This is a genomic window from Devosia sp. MC532, from assembly GCF_016461625.1.
Lineage (GTDB): Bacteria > Pseudomonadota > Alphaproteobacteria > Rhizobiales > Devosiaceae > Devosia.
In genome coordinates, this window is record NZ_JAEMNZ010000019.1 from 1 (window position 1) to 19,705 (window position 19,705).

Here is a 19,705-nt window from a genome sequence, read left to right on the forward strand (position 1 = left end):
CAGCAAGTCCGGCCTTCCGGCAAACCTCGGCCACCGGCGTACCGTCTTCCGCCTGCTTCAAAATGAACGCGATCTGCGCCTCGGTAAACTTGGACGTCTTCATCGAAATCTCCATATCCCGACCAAGAGATCATAATTGGAAAATTCCAGTTCAAAATGGTCCGAATTAGCGGGAGCACGTCAGGCTCATCCTTAGCTTCGCTAACGCCCCCGTAGCGGACCAATAAACGCCACCGACTAGATCCCACAAGGGCGCGCTACAGACATGCTTACAGAACTTCGAAACTCGTAAGACTTCTGGTAAATTACTTTGTGGTTCAGACCTCCGTAGGCAGAATCCGGCGACCTAGGGTGTTTGTTTGTAGCCATGCTAGGCACAGATTTGACGTAACACGAGTGGCCGCAAGTCCTCAACGGCATGCATTCCAAAACTTAAACTTGTTCTACCGGTGGATACCCGCAATACACCACCGGAACGACATGAAATGCTCAACGCCACGAGTAGCGCCAATCGAAGCCAAGGCACCTGACGGCGGACACTCGGTGCCACTGCAAGCGCCCGACAATTAGCGAGGACTGTTCAGACAGCGTTGGTGAATGTTGTTCCACTGCCGCGCTTGTCGCCCCCTAACCCAGCTTGTTGCATCCAGACACAACGCATGGACCATATTCTCAACGTTGCCGGATAACGTCCGTTGAACCACTGCCGCACTGATCAAAGCCCGACCTCACCTTCAGCGTCTTTCGCAGTAAAAGGCAAAGGTACGGTGCAAGGTTGATCTATCGCAATAACTCCCGTCGCGCTTCTGTCGTGACGAAATCCAATCTTGCCATCCGGAGAATAATTAGGGGTCCAACCGTAGGTGTCCGTGATGAGCGTCATCGACAAACGGTAGAGCGATGCTGGCAACCATCGAATTGATTTGCCGCATGGCGCGCATGGTTTCGAGGTGGATGTCACCCGCCCGGTTGGTCTGAGTGGCATCGGCCCGTAGCCTTTGGATGTGGTTGATGACATTGGCGCGCTCGGCGAGGGCCATTTTCTCCTTGGTGCCGAGCAAACGTTGCGCCGACGAATGATCTTCGCTCAACATGACGTTCAACGATAATTGCAGGTTCTCGCTTACGCGCTGGTGGATTTCGAACAATTCGTCCCAATCTGCGGCACGAAACACATCTGGCTGGCGGGAATATGCGCGCGCCAGCTTTACTAGGCGTCCAGAGATCGTATCGGCAGCAAATTCCAAGTTCACGGCAAAGTCCGCAAGCGCAAAGCAACGCCATGCCCTGTCCGATTGGTCATCGTCATAAACGATGCGGGCGAGGTAATGTTTAATCTCCGTATGGCGTCGGTCCACCTCGCTCTCAAGCTGTTTGATCTTCTGGATCTTCTCTTGATCGGGGTACTTGAACAGTTCCGCAACGGGATGGAGCATTTCCTCGACATGACGTGCCATAGCCAACATCTCGCGCTTTACGCAAGTTTCAGCGCTGCGTGGGTCTTGGAGCAGACGCGGATCAAGACGCGAATTTTCGCCAGCGTCGGCGTTGGTGGTGCGAGCATCCGGCACCAGTCGCTGGATTAGTGAGGAAACCACGCCCACCATCGGCAGCCCGAGGACCAGCATCGCGATATTGAACAACAGGTGCAACTGCACGATGCCAGTGGGACTGGAGAACCAGCCGACGACCGCAAAGCCTGACGGATAAACGATGGCGAGAGCCGCTCCGGCAAAGACCAGCTTGAAGAGGAAATTGCCCAAAGCAATGCGGCGGGCAGCAATATCAGCTTTCAGCGTCAACCCGACGGCAATGAGGCCGCCGCCAACATTGGCCCCAAAGACCAAGACGACAGCCAACTCAAATGGAATGATCCCCTGCCCCATGAAGGTGGCGATAAGCAGGATCGAAGCGATGCTGGAATGGACCAGCCAGGTAAAAACAGCACCCACTACAAATGCCGTCAGTACGTCGCTGTTGAGATATTGGACCGCCGGAACAAGCATGGGTGCATCCCTGAGCGGCTCTGTGGCGTCCCCAATCAGCCCCAAGGAGATCATGACCAGTGCAATTGACAGACCAATCCGACCAGTCTGACGCCATTTGCGGCTGGAGGCTCCTAGGTACAGGGCTCCGCCGACGAAGCCCAAAAGAGCAGCAAGCCATGACAGATCAGTCGCAAGCACTTGCAGGATCAATGCGGATCCGACATCGGCCCCGAGCACCATGGCAAGAGCAGACGCCAAGGGTAGTGTTCCGGTTGCTGCAATTGCTGAGACGAGAAGTGCAACAGCAGTGGAGCTTTGCAATAGGGCTGCGGTCAGCAGCCCTGTGAGGGCGGATGTTGGCCATCCGCCCTTAGGGTTATTGGTGAGGCGCGACAGCAGTGCTCCGTGCCCACGCTCGACACCACTGCGCAACATGCGGATGGCCCAAAGCAGCATCATGATGGCGCCACCAAGCTGCAAAAGCGCGTGATACAAGGGCAATTCTTAACCTCACCGCGCCGGTCTACCCGGCGCATTTGACACTATTGGGTTAGACCCGATTATTGACCAGCGCCTGCAACTGACGGGCACGCGCCAAGCTTGCCGGCTGTTCAGCACCAAAACGCCGATTGCTGACTTCCATCATCAGGGCTGTATCGGGCAGGAAGGTTAGTTCCGAGAAAATCTCTTCCCAATTGATATCACCCCAGCCGAGCGGCAGGTGCAGGTCACCCAAGCCGAGAGCGACGCCATCCTGCGGATAATAGAACGGCGTCGCGCCGCGCATATTGCCGTAGGAGTCGTGAACGTGGAGATGGCCCGTGACCGGCGCCATGGCACGCAGTTCGGTCATGAAGTCGAGTCCGCGATGGGTGCAGTCAATGTAAGCGTGGCCAAAGTCGAGCGTACCAACCAAGTTAGGATGGTTGATCTCGCGCAGCATCCCCGCGATCTCGGACGGCAACCGGCGATATTCGCCCTGGCTGGTGAGGAAGCAGTTTTCAACGGCAATGCGAACGCCGTAAGGCTTTGCGAACTCGGCGAGCTCGTAGAACGCGTCAGCTTCGCGCTGGTCCGCGCCGGCACGGTTGAGCGGAGTGTCGGCCCGAACACGTCCGCTGTGCTGCACCAGCACGCGAGCGTCGATGCGATCACAGATCTCTACGACAGCCTTGGCGACCTTCAACTGGCGATCAAGCGTATCCGGATCCATGAAATCGGACGAAACCAGACCATGCACGGTATACTTGAACTTGTAGTTGCGCGCGACCTTCTCTAGGCGGGCCATACGCTCTGGCATGATGCGACCGTTGGCTATGAGGTCGAGGGACGTCACACACATCTCTACAACTTCAGCGCCAATTTCGGCGAGGTTGCGCATTTCCAGCTCATAGCTGGCGAATTCACCGTCGGTTGAAGCTGCGTTGAAACCAACGCTAGTGATGCAGGCAGTCATTGAAGCACGGTCCTTTATTTGGTCGATCTTCGGGGCAAAACCGCCCCTATGGATGAGGTGAGTTTGTTATCTGAGAGCTGGGTCAAGACGGTCACGCAGCCAGTCTCCGACCAGCGACATGCTTAGGGTTGTGACGACGATCACCAAAGCCGGTGCCAGCAAAATCCAAGGCGCGGTATGCAGATAATCGCGGGCATATCCCACCATGCTACCAAGCGAGGTCATCGGAGGCTGGATACCTAAGCCGAGGAAGGACAGGCCAGCCTCAAGCAAGATTACCTCGGGGAAATTCAGCGTCAGCGAAACGACCAGCGTCGAGGCGATGTTGGGCAGGATGTGGCGCATATAGATGCGCCACGGCGATGCACCCAGATCGCCTACCGCGTTGGCGAAACCATGCTCACTGAACGAGATGGCGAGACCACGGGTGACGCGCGCAATGCTGGCCCAGCCGGAAAAGCCCAGCAGAATGGTGAACAGCAGCAGCGAATTGCCAAGGAATGCCAGCACCGCTAGGGCGATGATCATGAACGGGATGGCCGATTGTGCGTCGATGAACATCAAAATGATCTGCTCAACTACGCCTCGCATGTAGCTGGCGAGAAAACCGAGGCCAACGCCAAGGACCGTGCTCAGTATGGTCGCGGCCAGCGCCAGGGCCATCGACGTTTGGGTCGAGGCAAGTAGGCGAGCCAGAACGTCGCGCCCCAGTTCGTCTGTGCCTAAGGCATGTTGCCAAGTGCCGCCGAAGAAAACTGGTGGCGAAAGGCGGTTCTTGAGATCCATTGCTTGGAAGTCAGCGCCGATGATCAGGGGCAGGAACACCACGATTAAAACGACGAAAGTCATCCATGCCAGCGAGAGCAGAACCGTCAGCGGCCAATTGCGAAGGAAGGTGCGCAAGGGTGCGCGACCGGTAAGTACGCTGCCTGAAGCCTTTTGGGTCGCAGATGATAGGTCTGTGGGGCTGTTCATTCGCCGACACCCTTACTTGCGCGCATGCGCGGATCCAAAAAGCCATAGAGCATGTCGACGACCAGATTTGAGAGGACCATTGCTGCACTCACCAGCAGTGTAATCACCTGAACTACTGCCAGATCGCGCGACGCGACCGAGGTCACAAGCAGCCGACCGATGCCCGGCCACGAAAATACGGTCTCGACCACCACGGCTCCGGTCACTGTGGAGCCGACCATGAAGCCGAGAATGGTGACGATGGGCACGGCAGCATTTGGCAGGGCGTGACGACTAACCACCGCACCACGGCGAAGTCCTTTGGCAGACGCTGTACGAATGAAGGGCTGCCCGTCGACTTCAAGCATCGCTGAACGCGTATAGCGAGCAATGACCGCGGCGCCGATGAGCCCGATGGTGGCCACCGGCAGCACCAGATGTGCCAAGGTGCCGGAGCCACCTGTTGGGAACCAACGAAGGGTCACTGAGAACACTAATGCCAGGACAAGGGCCAGCACAAAGCTGGGAACAGTATACCCTACGATCGAAACCAGAATGATCAGACGGTCAAACCAAGTATTGCGGTACAGTGCGGCTGCAATGCCCGCAGGGACGCCGATAGCGATCGACACCAACAGAGCCGGCACCGTGATTGCCAATGTCTGGGGGACGTGGCGCAAGACCATGGACAGCGCAGGCTCACCTCCACGCATCGAATAGCCGAGGTCGCCATGCATCACAGCCCAGATGAACTGGAAAAATTGGATATGCAGGGGCTGATCGAGGCCCCAGCGTTCCCGGAAGGCTGCTATTTCGGCAGCGCTTACGTCGGGACCAAGCATGGCAACCGAGGGGTCGCCTGCCAATCGCAGGACGATGAAGCACATACTCACAACAGCCAGAATGGTGACCAGAGCGCGCAGCAAACGGACGAGAAAGTACCTCAAGGCGTAATCACCGAGTTTGTGTTTCCACCCTTCACGAGATGACAGGCGACGCTATGCTGGCCGTCGGTGATCATGGGCGGTTTAATCTGGGCGCACATCGGCATCGCCAGTGGGCAGCGAGGATGGAACGTGCAGCCAGATGGCTTGTTAACTGGGTTCGGCGGCGCACCGGTAAGCAGCGTTCGCGTCGATTTCTCAGCGCGCTTTGCCGAAGGTATCGCAGCAGCAAGAGCCAAGGTGTAAGGGTGCTGTGGCGCCCGGAAGATGGTTTCCGACGGGCCCTGCTCGACGATCTCGCCGAGATACATCACGGCAACCCGGTCCGAGATATGCCGGACAACTTTGAGATCATGGCTGATGAACAGCGACGCAAATCCGGTCCGCGTTCGCAAGTCATCAAGAAGGTTCAGCATTTGGGCTTGAACGGAAACGTCAAGCGCCGATACCGGCTCATCGAACACGATGAGCTCTGGCTCCAGCGCTAGGGCGCGAGCGATCACGACGCGTTGCCGTTGGCCACCGGAGAGCTCGTGAGGGAAACGCTGGGCGTGATCCGGACGCAGACCGACATCGGCCATAAGGCTGGCTACGCGCTCGGAGCGCTCCGCCTTAGACATGGAGTTTTGATGGATATCGAGCGGCTCCCCGATCTGATTGGCGATCGTCCAACGGCGGTCAAGTGCGCCCAGTGGATCTTGATAGACCATCTGCAAATGACGACGCATTTCGCGCCAGTGGGCGTCGCGCTTGGTGCCAACGGTGCGGCCATCGAATGTGACCGTGCCGCCACTACGGGGGATATGCCCCAGCACCAACCGGCCCGTGGTCGACTTGCCACATCCAGATTCGCCTACGAGGCCGAGCGTTTCACCTTGATTGATGGAAAAGCTTACGCCATCGACAGCTTTGAGGGTACGAGCTTCCCCCCGGAACGTGGCGGGCGGAAGTTTGTAGTGTCTGCTGATATTGTCAACTTCGAGCAGTGTCATGACGCCACTCCTTGAGAGATCGCCTCTAGGCGGACACACGCCGCATGATGGGTCGCCGATTGGCCGATGGACTGCATGGATATAGCGCCGGACCTGCATTCGGACGCCGCACGCTCGCAGCGGGGAGAAAAGAAGCAGCCCGGTGGTAGGCGATCAGGCGCAGGAACGGTGCCCGGAATAGCAATCAATCGCTGCCTCGGTCCGGTCAAATCAGGAACTGCGGCCATCAAGCCGCGCGTGTACGGATGCTGCGGATTGTCGAAAATTTCATCGCGATCGCCGGTTTCAATAACCCGCCCGCAATACATCACTGCGACGCGATCAGTCATCTCAGCGACAACGCCGAGATCGTGCGAGATGATAACAAGCGCGCTTCCGCTATCCTTCTGGATCTCCTGCAGCAGCGCGAGGACTTGGGCCTGAATTGTCGTATCGAGTGCGGTTGTCGCCTCGTCGGCAATCAGCACTTCAGGTTCGCCAGCCAGCGCGATTGCGATCATGATGCGCTGGTTCATGCCGCCGGACATCTCATGGGCATATTCACGCATGCGCTGTGGCGCATTTGCAATGCCGACACGGTCGAGTAGCCGAACGGCCTCCGCACGTGCAGCTTCGCCGGTGAGGCCACGGTGTAAGCGAAGCGCTTCAAGTAATTGTTTGCCGATCCTGTGAACTGGATTGAGGGAGCTCGAAGGATCCTGAAAAATCATGGCGACGCGCCCACCGCGAACGCTTGAGAGCGTTTTGTCAGAGGCGTGAACCAGTTCCTGGCCCATGACTTTGGCCGAACCGCCGACTTTTGCGCCACCGCGCAATAGGCCGAGGGCCGCAAGCCAAGTAATCGATTTGCCACAACCCGACTCGCCCACAATGCCGAGCGTTTCCCCTCGCGCCAGATCGAGATCAATGCCGTGTAGGGCTCGGACAAAACCTTCGCCGTGGCGAAAATCGACCGTGAGATTACGTAGTGAGAACACCGGGGATTCTGCGGGGGCAGCTGTCATTGTCATAGAGGAAGTCTCCGCAAACCGGGGTTCCGAGGCCCGAAGGCCCCGGAACTGTGTTGCTTATTGGACGATTTCGAGATTACCTGCGCGGAAATCCATCGAGAACAGGCTGGACCAGTCCCACTTGATATCCTTGCGCTTGCCGTAGAGCATGATGTTCTCATGGAGTACGGTGTAGACCGGGTCCTCACGCTCCGCGATTTCGAGCATGCGGCGGAACGCGGCCTTACGGACAGCGGGATCCATCGACGTCAATAGAATGTCGCACTGCTCATTGAGAACTTCGCTCTCCCATTCGCCCGTGCCAACGATAGCACCCTGGTGGCAATAGAAATTACCGAAGGTTGCCACTGGGTCTGGGAAGACAAGCGAATTGCCGAGGTCGCGGATCATACGCTCGCCGGAGCCTGGCGCAGCGGCCTTGTCGTTCACCTGAGCCCAGTTTTCCTTGATCTCGATCTGGGTCTTGACGCCGACAGCTTCCCACATCGAGGACAATATCTGCGCAGTGGAGACCTGGTTCACGTAGTAGTTGTTCAGGATACGGTAGGTGACGGTCTCGCCGTTGTAACCAGCTTCAGCCAGAAGCTTCTTGGCCAGTTCTGGATTGTACTCCGGAGCGGTCCAGTCGCTGATGAACATATCGCCATAGGCCTCGAACTGAAGGCCTGCGGGGATGCGGCTCATGCCGGCATAGAGCGCGTCGATGATAGCCTGGCGATCGATCGCATGGGCCATTGCCAAACGGACGCGCGGATCCTGCATCGGGCCATTGTGCTTATCGAACACGAGCAGGCGCAGATTGGCAGCGCCGCCACCAACAACCTCGAACTTGTCATCCGCCTCGATGGCCGGAATTTGATCAGGCATCACGTCAGTGATGAAATCGTATTCGCCAGCGAGCAGGCCGTTGATACGGCTGGAGCCTTCAGGCACGACGACGAAGCGCAGCTGCTGAACGGCAGGCTTGCCGCCCCAGTACTCGTCGTGAGCATCGAGAACGAGAAGCTCGTTGTGGCGGAACTCAGCGACCTTGAATGGGCCAGTGCCGACCGGAGCCTTGAAAAAGTCACCATAGGTTGCGGTGGCTTCGTAGTCAGCCTTCGACACGATTTCGGCGCCGAGACGCTGCATACGCTGCTCGAGAACCGGGTCTGGCTTTTCCGAGTTGACGCGGACTGTGAGGTCGTCAACTTTTTCCACCGAAATGCCGGACCAAAGGCGTGTTGCGGCTGCCTTCAATTCTGGCGGGACGCCCCTGCCGTCTTCAACAGCACCGAAGCGTTCCGGGGAGAAGCTGAAGACAACGTCGTCTGCCGACAGGGTCGCACCGGAATGGAACTTCACATTGGGGCGAAGCTTGAGCTCGATGGTGTCTTCGTCGATCCGCGTCCAGCTTTCAGCCAGCGCGGCGCGCGTGGTCAGCTCTGGATTCTGACGATCGAAGTCGATCATGGTTTCAGCAATGCTGTCTGCAATACGCTGGGAAACCAAGCTCTGGTCGGCCAGGAAATCGAGCACGCCACCATTGACCACCTGCGGAACCGCGATGGTGATCACAGGGCGGTCATCTGCGTGAGCCATGCCTGCCATAAGCGCGGACAGAGCCCCGCCGATGGCCAGTGCACGAGCTTTCGTGCCTAGCTTTGGAACAATCTGCATTCGTTAAATCCCTCCTTTTGCCCCCTCGGGCGACGACTAGTTTGGTTCTGCGATGTCGGGCGTCGCGCCCAACATTGTTTCCAGTGCAGCAAGCAGCTGCACAACACCCCAGTCGTCGAAACGACGACCGATGACTTGAACGCCGATTGGCAGGTTCTGAGCAGTCATGCCGCAATTAACAACGGCACCGGGCTGGCCTGTCTGATTAACCAGCGACATGAAATTGGTGTGACGGAGGGCGGACTTAGTGTCTGCTCCGACATCATCAGCGGGGAAACCGTGTACAGGCGATGCCGGCGTCAGCATGTACTGCAGGCGACCGAAATGGCGGTACATCTGCGCTTTGGCCTTTTCCAGCTCCTCGAGAGCGCTTGCGTAGTCGATTGCGCTAATCTCTCCCGCTGCCTCGCAAGCCTGCAGAGCATAGGGCAACATGAGGCTGCGCTTTTCGGCAGGCATAGCGTTGTATTCAAGGCGACTGCGCAGGAAGAACAGCTTGTTCAAGGCCTCGCTTGGGTCGAACTCGATCAAACGATCAACGGGCACGATAACGGCACCCGCAGCTTCAACCTCGCGCGCAACGCGCAGGATTGCCTCACGGATTTCAGGCTCCGTTTCACATCCAAAGCCCGCGTCGAGACAAAGGCCGATCTCCATGCCCTTAAGTTGAGCCGGATCCGCATCCTCGTATCGACGCTGCTCGGGAGGAATAGAGCCGAAGTCGCGAAGATCCTCGCCCGACAGAACTGTCAGGAAGGTGGCCATATCCTTGACATTGCGAGCCAGAGGACCGGCGCTGCGAACAGCACTCGGTGGCAAATGCGGCACACGACCCTGTGTCGGCTTCATGCCGGCAAGGCCACACATGGCAGCCGGCATGCGCACCGAGCCCGCCATATCTGTGCCGATAGTCAATGCGCCAATGCCTGCAGCTAGGGATGCTGCACCGCCGCTGCTGGAGCCGCCAGTATTATAGGCAAGATTAAAGGGATTTCGGGTGGTGCCGTGCGCAGAGCTGACGCCCGCTGCGAACATACCAAAGTCTGGCATAGTGGTCTTCGCCAGAATGACGCCACCAGCTTCCTGGATGCGCGCCACAGGCGGCGAGTCCGAGGTTGAGAGCGGATTACCAAGATTGGCAGCGCAACCGCGAACATAGGGCGTCCCCTTCATCGCGACACTGTCTTTGATGGTCATCGGCACACCGTCGAGCGGGCCCAATGCAGCGCCATCGCGCCAGCGCTTCTCCGATGCAACAGCCGCTTCTAACGCTCGCTCCGGCATTGGCGCAAAGATCGCGTTGATCGCTGGATTGACCTTATCGATACGTTCGAACGCAGCCTTAGCAGCATCTACAGGAGACAGCGCACCGGAGGCATAGCCCGCAGTGAGTTGCCCAAGGGTCATTTTCCAGATTTCGGTCATGCGTATCTCAATATTGCAATTGAAGGCGAAGCTGGCGCAGCGCCGGACGGAATGGGAATTGCGGTTTGCGCACTAGAAACGCCGCTAGCGGCGTGTTGCGCATCTGAATCGGAAATGGCGGAGCCAAGCGGCCAATAGGGCAATGTCATCTCAGTACATGCGAGCGACTGCTGCGCGCCATGACCAGGAAGAACTACGGGCGAGCGAGCGATGGACGACGCCACACTGGCGCACTCCCCTTCCCTCTCGCTATAGCGCTGAAATACTGGCATTGCGACCCTCCGTTTTTGAGATTTGTACTATTCGGGCGGGCCGTCAAGTCTATTCGGTCATAAAAACACATATTCGGTTTGAAAGGTTGACGTTTTTTCGATTATTTGAGCTAATATGGGCCGAGACTGAGATAAAACGGGCAAATTCGCATGGAAATCGACAAGACGGAGATTGACTTCCGCCTGACTGCTGCACTGGCAGAGTTCCATCTTCAGGGCGCCACGCTTCTGGAATGGATTGCGCCCTACGCAATGTCGATGCACACAGGCCTCGACGCTGATAGCGCCTTCATAGAGTGCGATGGCGCCCAGTATTTCCTCAAGCTTCACCACCAAGAACTTCCGGGGGCAGCTGATTCTCATTTGGCAGCAACGGCCGCACGGGCTGCGGCTCGCGTAGGGGCCGCACCCGGGTTTGTCGAGCACGCCACTCACTCGGGTGCCACTCTTTTTGAACGCGCTCCCACTGGCTGGCGTACGGTCATGCGACCTGACTTCGACAATCCAGACATCAAAGCATCAGCTCTTCGGACGATAAAGCGCTGGCACGGAACCGACACCCTGCCGATCGATCGACCTGCTTGGCATTTCATCGATGCAACATTGACGGCAATAGATGCAATTTTGGGAGGGGCCAGCGAGCAGGCTCAGTTGGTCGTTCCTGAGGATTTCGAGGTCCTGCGGCGCCACTCTGCAGACTTACTAAAAGTCATCGCCTTATCGCCAGCACCACAGGTTCCGCTGCATGGCCAAATCCTGGCGAGCAACATGCTCGTGGGACCCGAAAACCAGATTCTCTTGGTGGACTTCGACCATGCAGCGAACGGAGATCCCCTCTGGGATTTGGCCGCACTTGCGCTAGCCTTTGACTGCCCAGACGCAGAACATGCGGAATTGCTAACGCAATATGGGATAGCTGCCGAAGCGCACACCTTGACGCGCCTTCATGCTTGCATGGCGCTCCTAGATATCGGTTGGGGACTTTGGGGCCGGCTGGCGCACTTCTTGTCGCCGCGCAGCAACATTGAATTTTTCAAATATGGCGAGACTCGACTCGTGCGAGCCCGCGGCCGCCTCGCGGCACAATCTGGAGCGCAGCTATGACCGATCGCGATGCAGTCTCACGCTCTCGGAACCGGGTGGTGGAGGCACTTGGACGTTGGGCAGACCGGCCCGACGGGCGTGCAGAGATCCAACGTATCGGCTTGGGCTTTACCAATTATAACTGGCGCGTAATCTGGCCAGATCGGACCAGCCATTTCGTCAAAAGCCCCGGAGAAAAAACAGACGGCCTGATCGAACGCCAGACAGCAGTCGACGCGTCACGAAAAGTTGGCCTGGTGGGAGTAGCGCCGCAGCTTTTGCACGTCGACGCCCAGTCTGGAGTGGAAGTCTATGAGTTTCTCGACGGTTTCCGAGGGGCGAACCTCATCGACCTGCACGATAGCGATATCCTTGCCGGCATCCTAGCAGGATACCGTACGGTGCACCGCAGCCAACGCTTCCTCTCGACGGCGACTGGATTTGAGCAGATCGAGGCGCATCTTCACCACTTGGCGCAGCTCAACATCGCGCTTCCCAGCCAGTTCACCAGTTTACAGCCAGCGCTCGCCCAAGCCCGTGACGCAATTGAGGCCTCCGGCATCGACCTTACAGGTAGCTATAACGATGCCCACATTACAAACTATATGATCGGCTCAGGTAAGACGGTCAAAATCATCGACTGGGAATACGCTGGCAATAACGATCCTGCTTGGGATTTAGGGGGGATCGCGTTCGAATCCTTTATGACCCCAGAACGAGAACGTCTGATGGTCGAGCTCTATTATGGTTCTTGGCGTGCGGACGCCGCCGCGCGCATCTACCTGTACAGCAATCTAACGATGATGAAGTGGTCCCTTTGGGCATTGCTGCAGTCACACCTGTCGACGATGGGCTATGACTTCCGCCAGTACGGCCAATTCCTGTTGGCACGGGCGCAATACGGCATTTCTAGCCCAAGATGGGAGGCCGCATTGCGAGCCGTATAGTATGCAAACAAGATATTGTCGCGCCGCTTTACACACTAAGGCGCGGCAGATATGTCGACCGAATATTGCCTATTCGGGCATCGCTGTGCACAATGACAGTGCTAAGAGAACAGACCGGGAGGTTGAGTATGCGGCCTCATGATCGCCACGAGGAAATTGTTAAGTTAGTCAACGCGCTAGGCGAAGTCAGCGTCGATGAACTTGCAGATAAGCTCGGCATGTCCAAGGAGACGGTGCGTCGCGACCTCGTCAATCTCGATGCGACGGGGCGTATTCACAAGTTTCATGGCGGTGCCCGTACGACGCCAAACGGCGTGAGCGAGCCCCTCGGAGAGGGGCCATTTGCCTCCCGAATGCTAGAGAACAGAGACCAGAAGCGGCTCATCGCCAGAGCAGCCGCAAACGTGCTCGTGCCAGGCGACTCGCTGTTTCTGGATACAGGCACAACGACACTCTTGTTTGCCGAAGCCATTGCTAACTTGAGCCGCCTCACAGTGATTACCAACAGCTCCCGTATCGCTGCAATCGTTGCCGCCGGGCACGATCACAAGGTTTTCCTAATCGGCGGCGCCTATAGCCACGACGCTTCGGAAACGGTGGGAACGCTCGCCGTTGAGCAAATACAGCGTTTCCGTGCGCGCTATGCCTTCCTCACAGTGGGCGCTATCGCCCCATCGGGACTGCTCGACTTCGATGAGCGTGAGACGCAGATCGCCCAGGCGATAATCGAGCGCGTCGAGACCGTTAATGTTCTTGCGGACTCCTCGAAATTTTCAAAGCGCGGCATCTTTGAAGTCGCCCCTTGGTCGAAAGTCGGCAGGCTGATTTCTGACTGCCCACCACCAAAGCCCATTGCCGACGCCATGGCAGGCGCGGGCACCCAAACTCTGGTTGCTATGCCGGACTCTGCCATCTGATCTAGTCGAATATTCTAATTCACACAGCGAGACTGCCTCAGTGCGACGTGGGAACCACACACAAAACGTGACCATATTCATCTTGGTTCTTGTTTTTCTCTTTACGCAACAGGCAAACAACTCTACCGTTCAGTCATAATTTGACCGAACGGTAGGAAATCCCTGATGGCCGCGACAAGCGCTCTGATGGAAGAGTTCGACATTGCAATCATTGGCGCCGGGGTGGTCGGTTGTGCCGTGGCCCGTCGATTTGCATTGGCCGGAGCACGCGTTGTTCTGATCGAAAAAGGCAGCGACATCTTGTCGGGCGCGTCCAAGGCCAATAGCGCGATCCTGCACACTGGCTTTGATGCGCCTGCAGGCAGTCTTGAACTCGACCTGGTCAAACGCGGCCGCCAAGAATATCTTGATATCCATGCCAGCATGAACTTGTCAGTCGTGCACACGGGAGCGCTCGTTTGCGCGTGGACACCCGAAGAGGCACTGGCGCTCGATGGCATCGCCAATCAAGGTCGCGAAAATGGCATTGAGAACCTGCATCTGCTTTCGGGCGCTCAAGCGCGCGCCGTCGAACCTGGTCTGTCAGACAGGATCGTCGCCGCTTTGCATGTGCCCGACGAGCACGTCATAGATCCCTGGTCTGCCCCCCTCGCTTATGTCAATCAGGCGATTGCACTCGGCGCGCAAGTGGTGCGGCGCTGCGAGCTTATCAAAGGGGAGTTCGACGGCGCTTGGCGTCTGCTCACCACGCAGGGTGACATTCGGTCAAAATTTGTCATCAATTGCGCTGGCCTGTTCGGCGACGAAGTGGATCAGCGCCTCGGGTTCACAGCTGAGTTCGAGATCCGGCCCCGCAAGGGTCAGTTCATCGTGCTCGACAAATCGGCCACGCGCCATCTCAAGACCATCATCCTGCCGGTGCCCAACGAGATCACTAAAGGCATCGTCATCTGCCCAACCGCTTTTGGTAATATTCTGGTGGGCCCCACTGCCGAGGAACAGGTTGATCGCACACGTGCGACGGTCGAAGAAGAAACCTTGGCAGCCCTGCTTGCCCACGGCAAGAAGCTCGTTCCCGCGCTGGATGGCGTTGCGATCACCGCTGTATACGCGGGCCTGCGCCCGGCAACCGAACAAAAGCAGTATCGCATCATTGCGCGGCCGAACGCCATCACCTTGGGCGGCGTTCGTTCGACCGGGCTCAGCGCAGCCCTTGGCCTTGCGCAACATGCCTTAGACCTGCATGGCGGCGCGGGTCTTGGAATGCCCACCGAACCCTCGACCCTCGAAGTGACCGTACCAAACTTGACCGAAACCGTTACCCGGGATTGGCAACGGCCCGACCATGGCGAGATAGTGTGTCATTGTGAGATGGTGACCCGGCGCGAGATCGAGGCCGCGCTCACCAGCGCGCTTCCACCGGGCGATTATGGTGGTCTGAGAAGGCGCACTCGCGCCGGCATGGGTCGGTGTCAGGGCTTTTATTGCAACGCACGAATTGCTGACATGACCAAAGGACTGCTGGCCACGCCACTCGCAGTCGAGGCGGAGCGCGACACTTGAGCCAGCAGTCTTCCGATGTAATCGTTATTGGTGGCGGGCCATCCGGAGTGGCAGCGGCCATCGCGCTACGACAGGCCGGCGTCGAAAAAGTGACCCTTTTAGAGCGCGAGCGGCATCTTGGCGGGGCCACCCGGCACTGCAGCCACTCCCCGTTCGGCATGCTCGAATTCGGGCGCGTGTATTTGGGCGCCAGCTATGGGCGACGCCTCGAGCAGGAAGTGTCACGCCACGGCATTGATCTGCGTTACGGACACTCCGTTACCCGCCTTGGAGAAGATGGCGAACTGCAGGTCTCGAGTGACGCAGGTCTGTCATCGCTGTCCGGTAAACGTATTTTGGTGACGACGGGCACGCGTGAACTGCCGCGCTCGGCGCGAATGGTGTCCGGCGACCGCCCGGTGGGAGTTTTGACCACAGGAGCCTTGCAGGCCTATGTCGCCTTTCACAAGCTCATGCCCTTCAAAAGGCCCGTGATCGTCGGCTCTGAACTTGTGACCATGTCGGCGATCATGACGTGCTTGAGCCACGGGGCGCGCCCTGTCGCTGTGCTGGAGCCGCGTGACCACGCCTTAGTGAGCGCTCCTTTCAGCTGGTTCCCACCCTTGGTCGGAATACCGTTTCATCTCAATGCCCGGATCGTTGACATTGTCGGTCGGGCGCGTGTCGAGGCAGTCAAGATCCAGCGCGGCTCAGTCATCGAGACGCTGGATTGTGACGGGGTGCTGTTTTCGGGCCAGTTCACGCCGGAAGCAAGCCTCTTCCAAATGTCGCGCGTTGAAACTGACCGTGGTTCCCTTGGGCCCGCGGTTGACCAAAACGGCCGCTGCGCCAACCCGATCTACTTTGCGGCAGGCAACGTGCTTCGCGCTGTTGAAACCGGCGGCTGGGCCTATCGTGAGGGCCGGGCAATAGGCAGGACAATTGCGGCAGACCTCGCAGGTGCTATACCCGCCGACACCCCCGTCCGCATCACCTACGACGATCCGATCAAACTGGTCGTACCAAACCTGCTTCGCAGTGGCAGCACAATTCCAGTTGGTTTGGAAAATTTCCAGTTGCGCTTCTTACGCCGCGCGAAGGGCACCTTGACGCTCGAGGTCGATGGCGTAACCGTTTGGCAGAGACGGGCGAACTGGATGCCGGAAACACGCATTCAGGTCCCTAGGCCCGCCGGTGTTTTGAAGGCTGAAAAGGTACATTTCGGCTTCCAGGCGCTGGCATGACATCTATCGCCTGTATCGACCAAGGCACCAGCTCCACACGCTGCCTCGTTGTCGAAGATGGCGGCGTATGGAGGCAAGTGGCCAGCCTTAAGCATCAAGAACACTATCCAGCTTTGAGCTGGGTTGAGCATGATGCAGAGGAATTGCTGGGCAATATCAAGACTGTGCTTGCCGCAGCAGGTCGCGTAGATGGGATTGCAATAGCCAACCAAGGCGAGAGCTGCTTGGCTTGGGACGCACTCACTGGCCAGCCCCTTTCTCCCGTTGTGGTATGGAAAGATTCCCGCACGTCGGCGCACTTGGCTTCGATGCCACAAGACGCGCATTCACTGTCCCGAAACGTCTGCGGCCTTCCCCTCGATCCCTATTTTTCTGCCAGCAAACTTGCGTGGTTGTTGGGAACGCTACCGGCCGTAGCGCGGGCGTTTGAAGCCGGAACGCTGCGACTAGGAACGACCGATGCGTTCTTCCTTGATCGGCTTACCGGCAATTTTGTCACCGATCTTACCACCGCGTCGCGCACCGGGCTGCTGGATTTGCAGACCGGCCATTGGAGCAATGCTCTGTGTTCACTCCATGGCGTGCCCATGCAGTGCCTGCCCAGAATTGCCAGTGCTGGTGAGCCACTAGGAGCGATCGACGGCGTCCCGGTCTTGGCCTCGGTCGTCGATCAACAAGCAGCGCTATTTGGCCATGGATGTCGCCATCCCGGCGCGTGCAAGATTACGTTTGGTACTGGCGCGTTCTTGCTCGCCGTTGCCGGCTCTGAAAGGCCCACAGCACAAGATTTGCTACCAACTATTGCATGGGCGGATCGTGAAGACGGGTTGACCTATGCCATTGAGGGCGGGGTCTATGATGCGGGTGCGGCTCTCGCCTGGGCGCATCAAATCGGGCTATACAGCGCCGTCCAGGATCTCGATAACTTCGATGGCCCGTCTGCCCTGTCCCGCGGCCTTGTTTTCGTCCCAGCGTTTTCGGGCTTGGCAGCGCCACATTGGGACCGCCACGCTGCGCCGCTTTTTATTGGCATGGGCCACTCAACCAATCGGCGAGACATGATCCGCGCTGTGCTTGAAGGCATCGCTTTACTGACGGCTACTTTGGTCAAGAGAGCCGATCTCCTTGTGCCGTTGGGCGATACCATTTCGATCGATGGCGGCCTGTCCCAAAGTACCTATTTCGCACAGTTCCTCGCCTCGGCATGCGGCAAGACCATCGTCGTCCCAGCCACGCACGAAATGACCAGCATCGGCCTCGCCGAACTGTGCGGAGTGAATGTCACTCCAGCGCGCGCCAGTGGCCGACGCTTTGCTCCACATGATCCGGTGTCTGCGGCGCATCACGAACTATTCGAAACGGCGATCGCGCATGCACGGGACTGGCCCCGATGACGCCTACGCCAATAAAGGACAACCAAAATTGCGTAAAATCTTTCTAGCCTGCCCATATAGCCACGCTGATCGCGTTGTCGTCGAACACCGGTTTCAACTCTGCAATTCCGTGGCGGCCAAGATCGCGCGCAGCGGCTCGGTGGTCTTCAGCCAAGTCTCTATGTCACATCCAATCAACGCCCATCTGGGCGACCTCGACAAGGCCAGCATCGGCAAACTGTGGGCGCCAATCGACGCCGTATTTATGGATGCAATGACGGAAATCATTGTCATCGATGAGCCCGGCTGGAAGGAAAGCTCCGGCGTACAGCGCGAAATCGAGATTTTCAAAAACCGTGGTCTGCCGGCCAACTTGTGGAGCGAAGTCTCACACGAATTTGGGGACTAAATTTACCTAACTTTGCCCCCTGAATATACTCGACCGCTTGGCAAAAGAGGCCGAGAATTATTCTCGGAATTTCTTCCATAATTTGTGCAGATGCACAGCAGAACATCTATGGCTAACGAGCTACTGGGGACATGTTTCGTCCCCAGTACGACATTGTCCGTCGCTAGAAGCACACAGATTTCACATATAGGACGTTCATGGCACTACCTCGAAGTGTCGACAAACGCCCGGTGGCTTCAACGGATCACTGCAACACCCTGTTCAGCCTATCGGCTGGCGTCTCGAAGTCTAGTGTTTTCCGCGGTCTCTGGTTGAGCCGCAGCGCAACGTCGTCGAGTTGAGCTTGCGAGACCTGGGAGAAGTTTGTTGCTCTGGGGAAGTACTGCCTGAGCAGTCCGTTGGTATTTTCGTTGCTGCCACGCTGCCAGGGACTGCGCGGGTCGCAGAAGTAGACCTGTAGATCGGTTGCGATAGTGAAGCTCTTGTGGCGAGCCATCTCCTTGCCCTGATCCCATGTCAACGAGCGCCGCAACTCTTCGGGCAATGTGCCGATCCTGTCGGCCAGGGCCGCCACGACGGTCGCAGAGTCCCTCTTTGCCAACTTCACAAGCATCGTAAATCGGCTGTGTCGCTCGACGAGGGTGACGATGTTGGTGTCTTTTGCACCAGCGAGCAGATCGCCCTCCCAATGACCTGGGATGGCGCGATCCTCGGCCTCGGCAGGTCGATCGCGAATGGAGATCATATCAAGGATCTGACCTTGCCCCGTTCGGCTCTGCGCTCCTTTGGGGAGCCGCATTTGCCGTCTGGTGCGCAGATGCGCTGTCAGTTCCTTCTTGAGCACCCCGCGAGATTGAATGAACAGACTGCGATAGATCGCTTCATGAGATATCCGCATAGTTGGATCGCCCGGGTATTCTCGCCTCAGCCACCCCGCTACTTGCTCCGGCGACCATTGAAGCGCCAACTTCTGCGCCACCAGCCATCGTAGCCCGTCAGAGCAGGCCAAGCGACATTGCTTCGGTCGCAGCGCTCGCTCCCAGGCTTGCTTGTCAGCACGAGTGGCACGATACGCCCGTGGTCCACCATTGCGAGCGATTTCACGACTTATCGTTGATGGCGACCGCCCCAGACTTCGTGCAATCGCACGGACGGCAAGACCTGCAGCAATCCTGCGGGATATCTCTTCGCGTTCCCCCAGCTCTAGCGTCCACGCTGCTCTACGTCGCGGTGACGGAGCAATGCCACCATGGACAACTACAATCCGCTGGACACCACCCTTGGTCCTGCGATCCAATGCTCGCGAAATCGAAGAAATACTCTGACCCTGCCTCCATCGCTCCCACAGCTCTATCTTCTGTTCTGAGCTGCTGCCGGTTTTGAGGACACCGAGTTAAGGTGTTTTTGGAACTGGAGAGTTTTTATGGAGAGACGCAAGTTCAGCCGGGAGTTCAAGCTCGAGGCTGTCAGGCTGGTCAGGGATCGGGGTG

Annotated in this window: 17 protein-coding genes; 7 read left to right on the forward strand and 10 right to left on the reverse strand. The window is 57.8% G+C overall.

The genetic code is table 11. From position 1 onward, the window contains the following. The 9 genes from JHC09_RS16450 to JHC09_RS16490 all read right to left on the reverse strand — a co-directional run. The coding region (locus JHC09_RS16450; protein ID WP_199532109.1) for a transposase at positions 1-103 on the reverse strand (103 nt) is incomplete at its 3' end. A gap of 742 nt (positions 104-845) precedes the next feature. Then, positions 846-2,489 carry a Na/Pi cotransporter family protein gene (locus tag JHC09_RS16455; RefSeq protein ID WP_199532870.1) on the reverse strand — a complete coding sequence of 548 codons (1,644 nt, stop codon included), beginning with the start codon at positions 2,487-2,489 and terminating at the stop codon, positions 846-848. Positions 2,490-2,538: 49 nt separating this feature from the next. Beyond that, positions 2,539-3,444 (reverse strand): sugar phosphate isomerase/epimerase, encoded by a 906-nt coding sequence (locus JHC09_RS16460; RefSeq protein ID WP_182394702.1) that lies wholly within the window; start codon positions 3,442-3,444, stop codon positions 2,539-2,541. Between the two features lie 66 nt (positions 3,445-3,510). Then, complete coding sequence (locus JHC09_RS16465) at positions 3,511-4,293, reverse strand: ABC transporter permease (RefSeq protein WP_248306622.1); 783 nt, start codon at positions 4,291-4,293, stop codon at positions 3,511-3,513. A gap of 122 nt (positions 4,294-4,415) precedes the next feature. Continuing rightward, positions 4,416-5,285: an ABC transporter permease gene (locus JHC09_RS16470; protein WP_199532879.1), complete on the reverse strand. Its 870-nt coding sequence runs from the start codon at positions 5,283-5,285 to the stop codon at positions 4,416-4,418. A 56-nt stretch (positions 5,286-5,341) separates the two neighbouring features. Then, complete coding sequence (locus tag JHC09_RS16475; RefSeq protein WP_199532871.1) at positions 5,342-6,334, reverse strand: oligopeptide/dipeptide ABC transporter ATP-binding protein; 993 nt, start codon at positions 6,332-6,334, stop codon at positions 5,342-5,344. Next, entirely contained in the window at positions 6,331-7,344 is a 1,014-nt protein-coding gene (locus JHC09_RS16480; protein ID WP_248309061.1) for an ABC transporter ATP-binding protein, read from the reverse strand. Before JHC09_RS16480 ends, JHC09_RS16475 begins: the two co-directional genes overlap by 4 nt. Before the next feature lie 57 nt (positions 7,345-7,401). Then, on the reverse strand, positions 7,402-9,003 hold the full coding sequence (locus tag JHC09_RS16485; protein WP_199532872.1) for an ABC transporter substrate-binding protein: 1,602 nt from the start codon (positions 9,001-9,003) through the stop codon (positions 7,402-7,404). A 36-nt stretch (positions 9,004-9,039) separates the two neighbouring features. Continuing rightward, positions 9,040-10,428 carry an amidase gene (locus tag JHC09_RS16490; RefSeq protein ID WP_182394698.1) on the reverse strand — a complete coding sequence of 463 codons (1,389 nt, stop codon included), beginning with the start codon at positions 10,426-10,428 and terminating at the stop codon, positions 9,040-9,042. A 422-nt stretch (positions 10,429-10,850) separates the two neighbouring features. Here JHC09_RS16490 and JHC09_RS16495 point away from each other — a divergent pair, with 422 nt between their 5' ends. The 7 genes from JHC09_RS16495 (at position 10,851) to JHC09_RS16525 (ending at position 18,215) form a co-directional block, all read left to right on the forward strand. Then, entirely contained in the window at positions 10,851-11,804 is a 954-nt protein-coding gene (locus tag JHC09_RS16495; protein ID WP_199532873.1) for a phosphotransferase, read from the forward strand. Then, positions 11,801-12,730: a choline/ethanolamine kinase family protein gene (locus JHC09_RS16500; RefSeq protein ID WP_199532874.1), complete on the forward strand. Its 930-nt coding sequence runs from the start codon at positions 11,801-11,803 to the stop codon at positions 12,728-12,730. The genes JHC09_RS16495 and JHC09_RS16500 overlap by 4 nt, the downstream gene beginning before the upstream one ends. Positions 12,731-12,858: 128 nt before the next feature. Further along, complete coding sequence (locus JHC09_RS16505; protein WP_199532875.1) at positions 12,859-13,647, forward strand: DeoR/GlpR family DNA-binding transcription regulator; 789 nt, start codon at positions 12,859-12,861, stop codon at positions 13,645-13,647. A gap of 165 nt (positions 13,648-13,812) precedes the next feature. Next, entirely contained in the window at positions 13,813-15,210 is a 1,398-nt protein-coding gene (locus JHC09_RS16510; RefSeq protein ID WP_199532876.1) for an NAD(P)/FAD-dependent oxidoreductase, read from the forward strand. Further along, the gene (locus tag JHC09_RS16515; RefSeq protein WP_182394693.1) at positions 15,207-16,433 is read left to right on the forward strand and encodes an FAD-dependent oxidoreductase; all 1,227 of its coding nucleotides are present in this window, start codon (positions 15,207-15,209) and stop codon (positions 16,431-16,433) included. The genes JHC09_RS16510 and JHC09_RS16515 overlap by 4 nt, the downstream gene beginning before the upstream one ends. After that, a complete protein-coding gene (locus tag JHC09_RS16520) occupies positions 16,430-17,827 on the forward strand; it encodes an FGGY family carbohydrate kinase (protein ID WP_199532877.1) in 1,398 nt (465 codons plus the stop codon). Before JHC09_RS16515 ends, JHC09_RS16520 begins: the two co-directional genes overlap by 4 nt. 28 nt (positions 17,828-17,855) lie before the next feature. Then, positions 17,856-18,215 carry a DUF1937 family protein gene (locus tag JHC09_RS16525; RefSeq protein WP_199532878.1) on the forward strand — a complete coding sequence of 120 codons (360 nt, stop codon included), beginning with the start codon at positions 17,856-17,858 and terminating at the stop codon, positions 18,213-18,215. 244 nt (positions 18,216-18,459) lie between these two features. Here the strand turns inward: JHC09_RS16525 and JHC09_RS16530 are convergent, their stop codons facing one another. Beyond that, complete coding sequence (locus tag JHC09_RS16530) at positions 18,460-19,569, reverse strand: IS30 family transposase (protein WP_199532881.1); 1,110 nt, start codon at positions 19,567-19,569, stop codon at positions 18,460-18,462. Positions 19,570-19,705: the final 136 nt, after the last annotated feature.

Excerpts from the sequence above, each read along its gene's own strand:
- JHC09_RS16505 (WP_199532875.1), top strand. The coding sequence starts at position 12,859 with ATGCGGCCTCATGATCGCCACGAGGAAATTGTTAAGTTAGTCAACGCG.
- JHC09_RS16485 (WP_199532872.1), bottom strand. The coding sequence starts at position 9,003 with ATGCAGATTGTTCCAAAGCTAGGCACGAAAGCTCGTGCACTGGCCATC.
- JHC09_RS16475 (WP_199532871.1), bottom strand. The coding sequence starts at position 6,334 with ATGACACTGCTCGAAGTTGACAATATCAGCAGACACTACAAACTTCCG.
- JHC09_RS16500 (WP_199532874.1), top strand. The coding sequence starts at position 11,801 with ATGACCGATCGCGATGCAGTCTCACGCTCTCGGAACCGGGTGGTGGAG.
- JHC09_RS16460 (WP_182394702.1), bottom strand. The coding sequence starts at position 3,444 with ATGACTGCCTGCATCACTAGCGTTGGTTTCAACGCAGCTTCAACCGAC.
- JHC09_RS16470 (WP_199532879.1), bottom strand. The coding sequence starts at position 5,285 with ATGTGCTTCATCGTCCTGCGATTGGCAGGCGACCCCTCGGTTGCCATG.
- JHC09_RS16520 (WP_199532877.1), top strand. The coding sequence starts at position 16,430 with ATGACATCTATCGCCTGTATCGACCAAGGCACCAGCTCCACACGCTGC.
- JHC09_RS16510 (WP_199532876.1), top strand. The coding sequence starts at position 13,813 with ATGGCCGCGACAAGCGCTCTGATGGAAGAGTTCGACATTGCAATCATT.
- JHC09_RS16480 (WP_248309061.1), bottom strand. The coding sequence starts at position 7,344 with ATGACAATGACAGCTGCCCCCGCAGAATCCCCGGTGTTCTCACTACGT.
- JHC09_RS16465 (WP_248306622.1), bottom strand. The coding sequence starts at position 4,293 with ATGACTTTCGTCGTTTTAATCGTGGTGTTCCTGCCCCTGATCATCGGC.
- JHC09_RS16495 (WP_199532873.1), top strand. The coding sequence starts at position 10,851 with ATGGAAATCGACAAGACGGAGATTGACTTCCGCCTGACTGCTGCACTG.
- JHC09_RS16490 (WP_182394698.1), bottom strand. The coding sequence starts at position 10,428 with ATGACCGAAATCTGGAAAATGACCCTTGGGCAACTCACTGCGGGCTAT.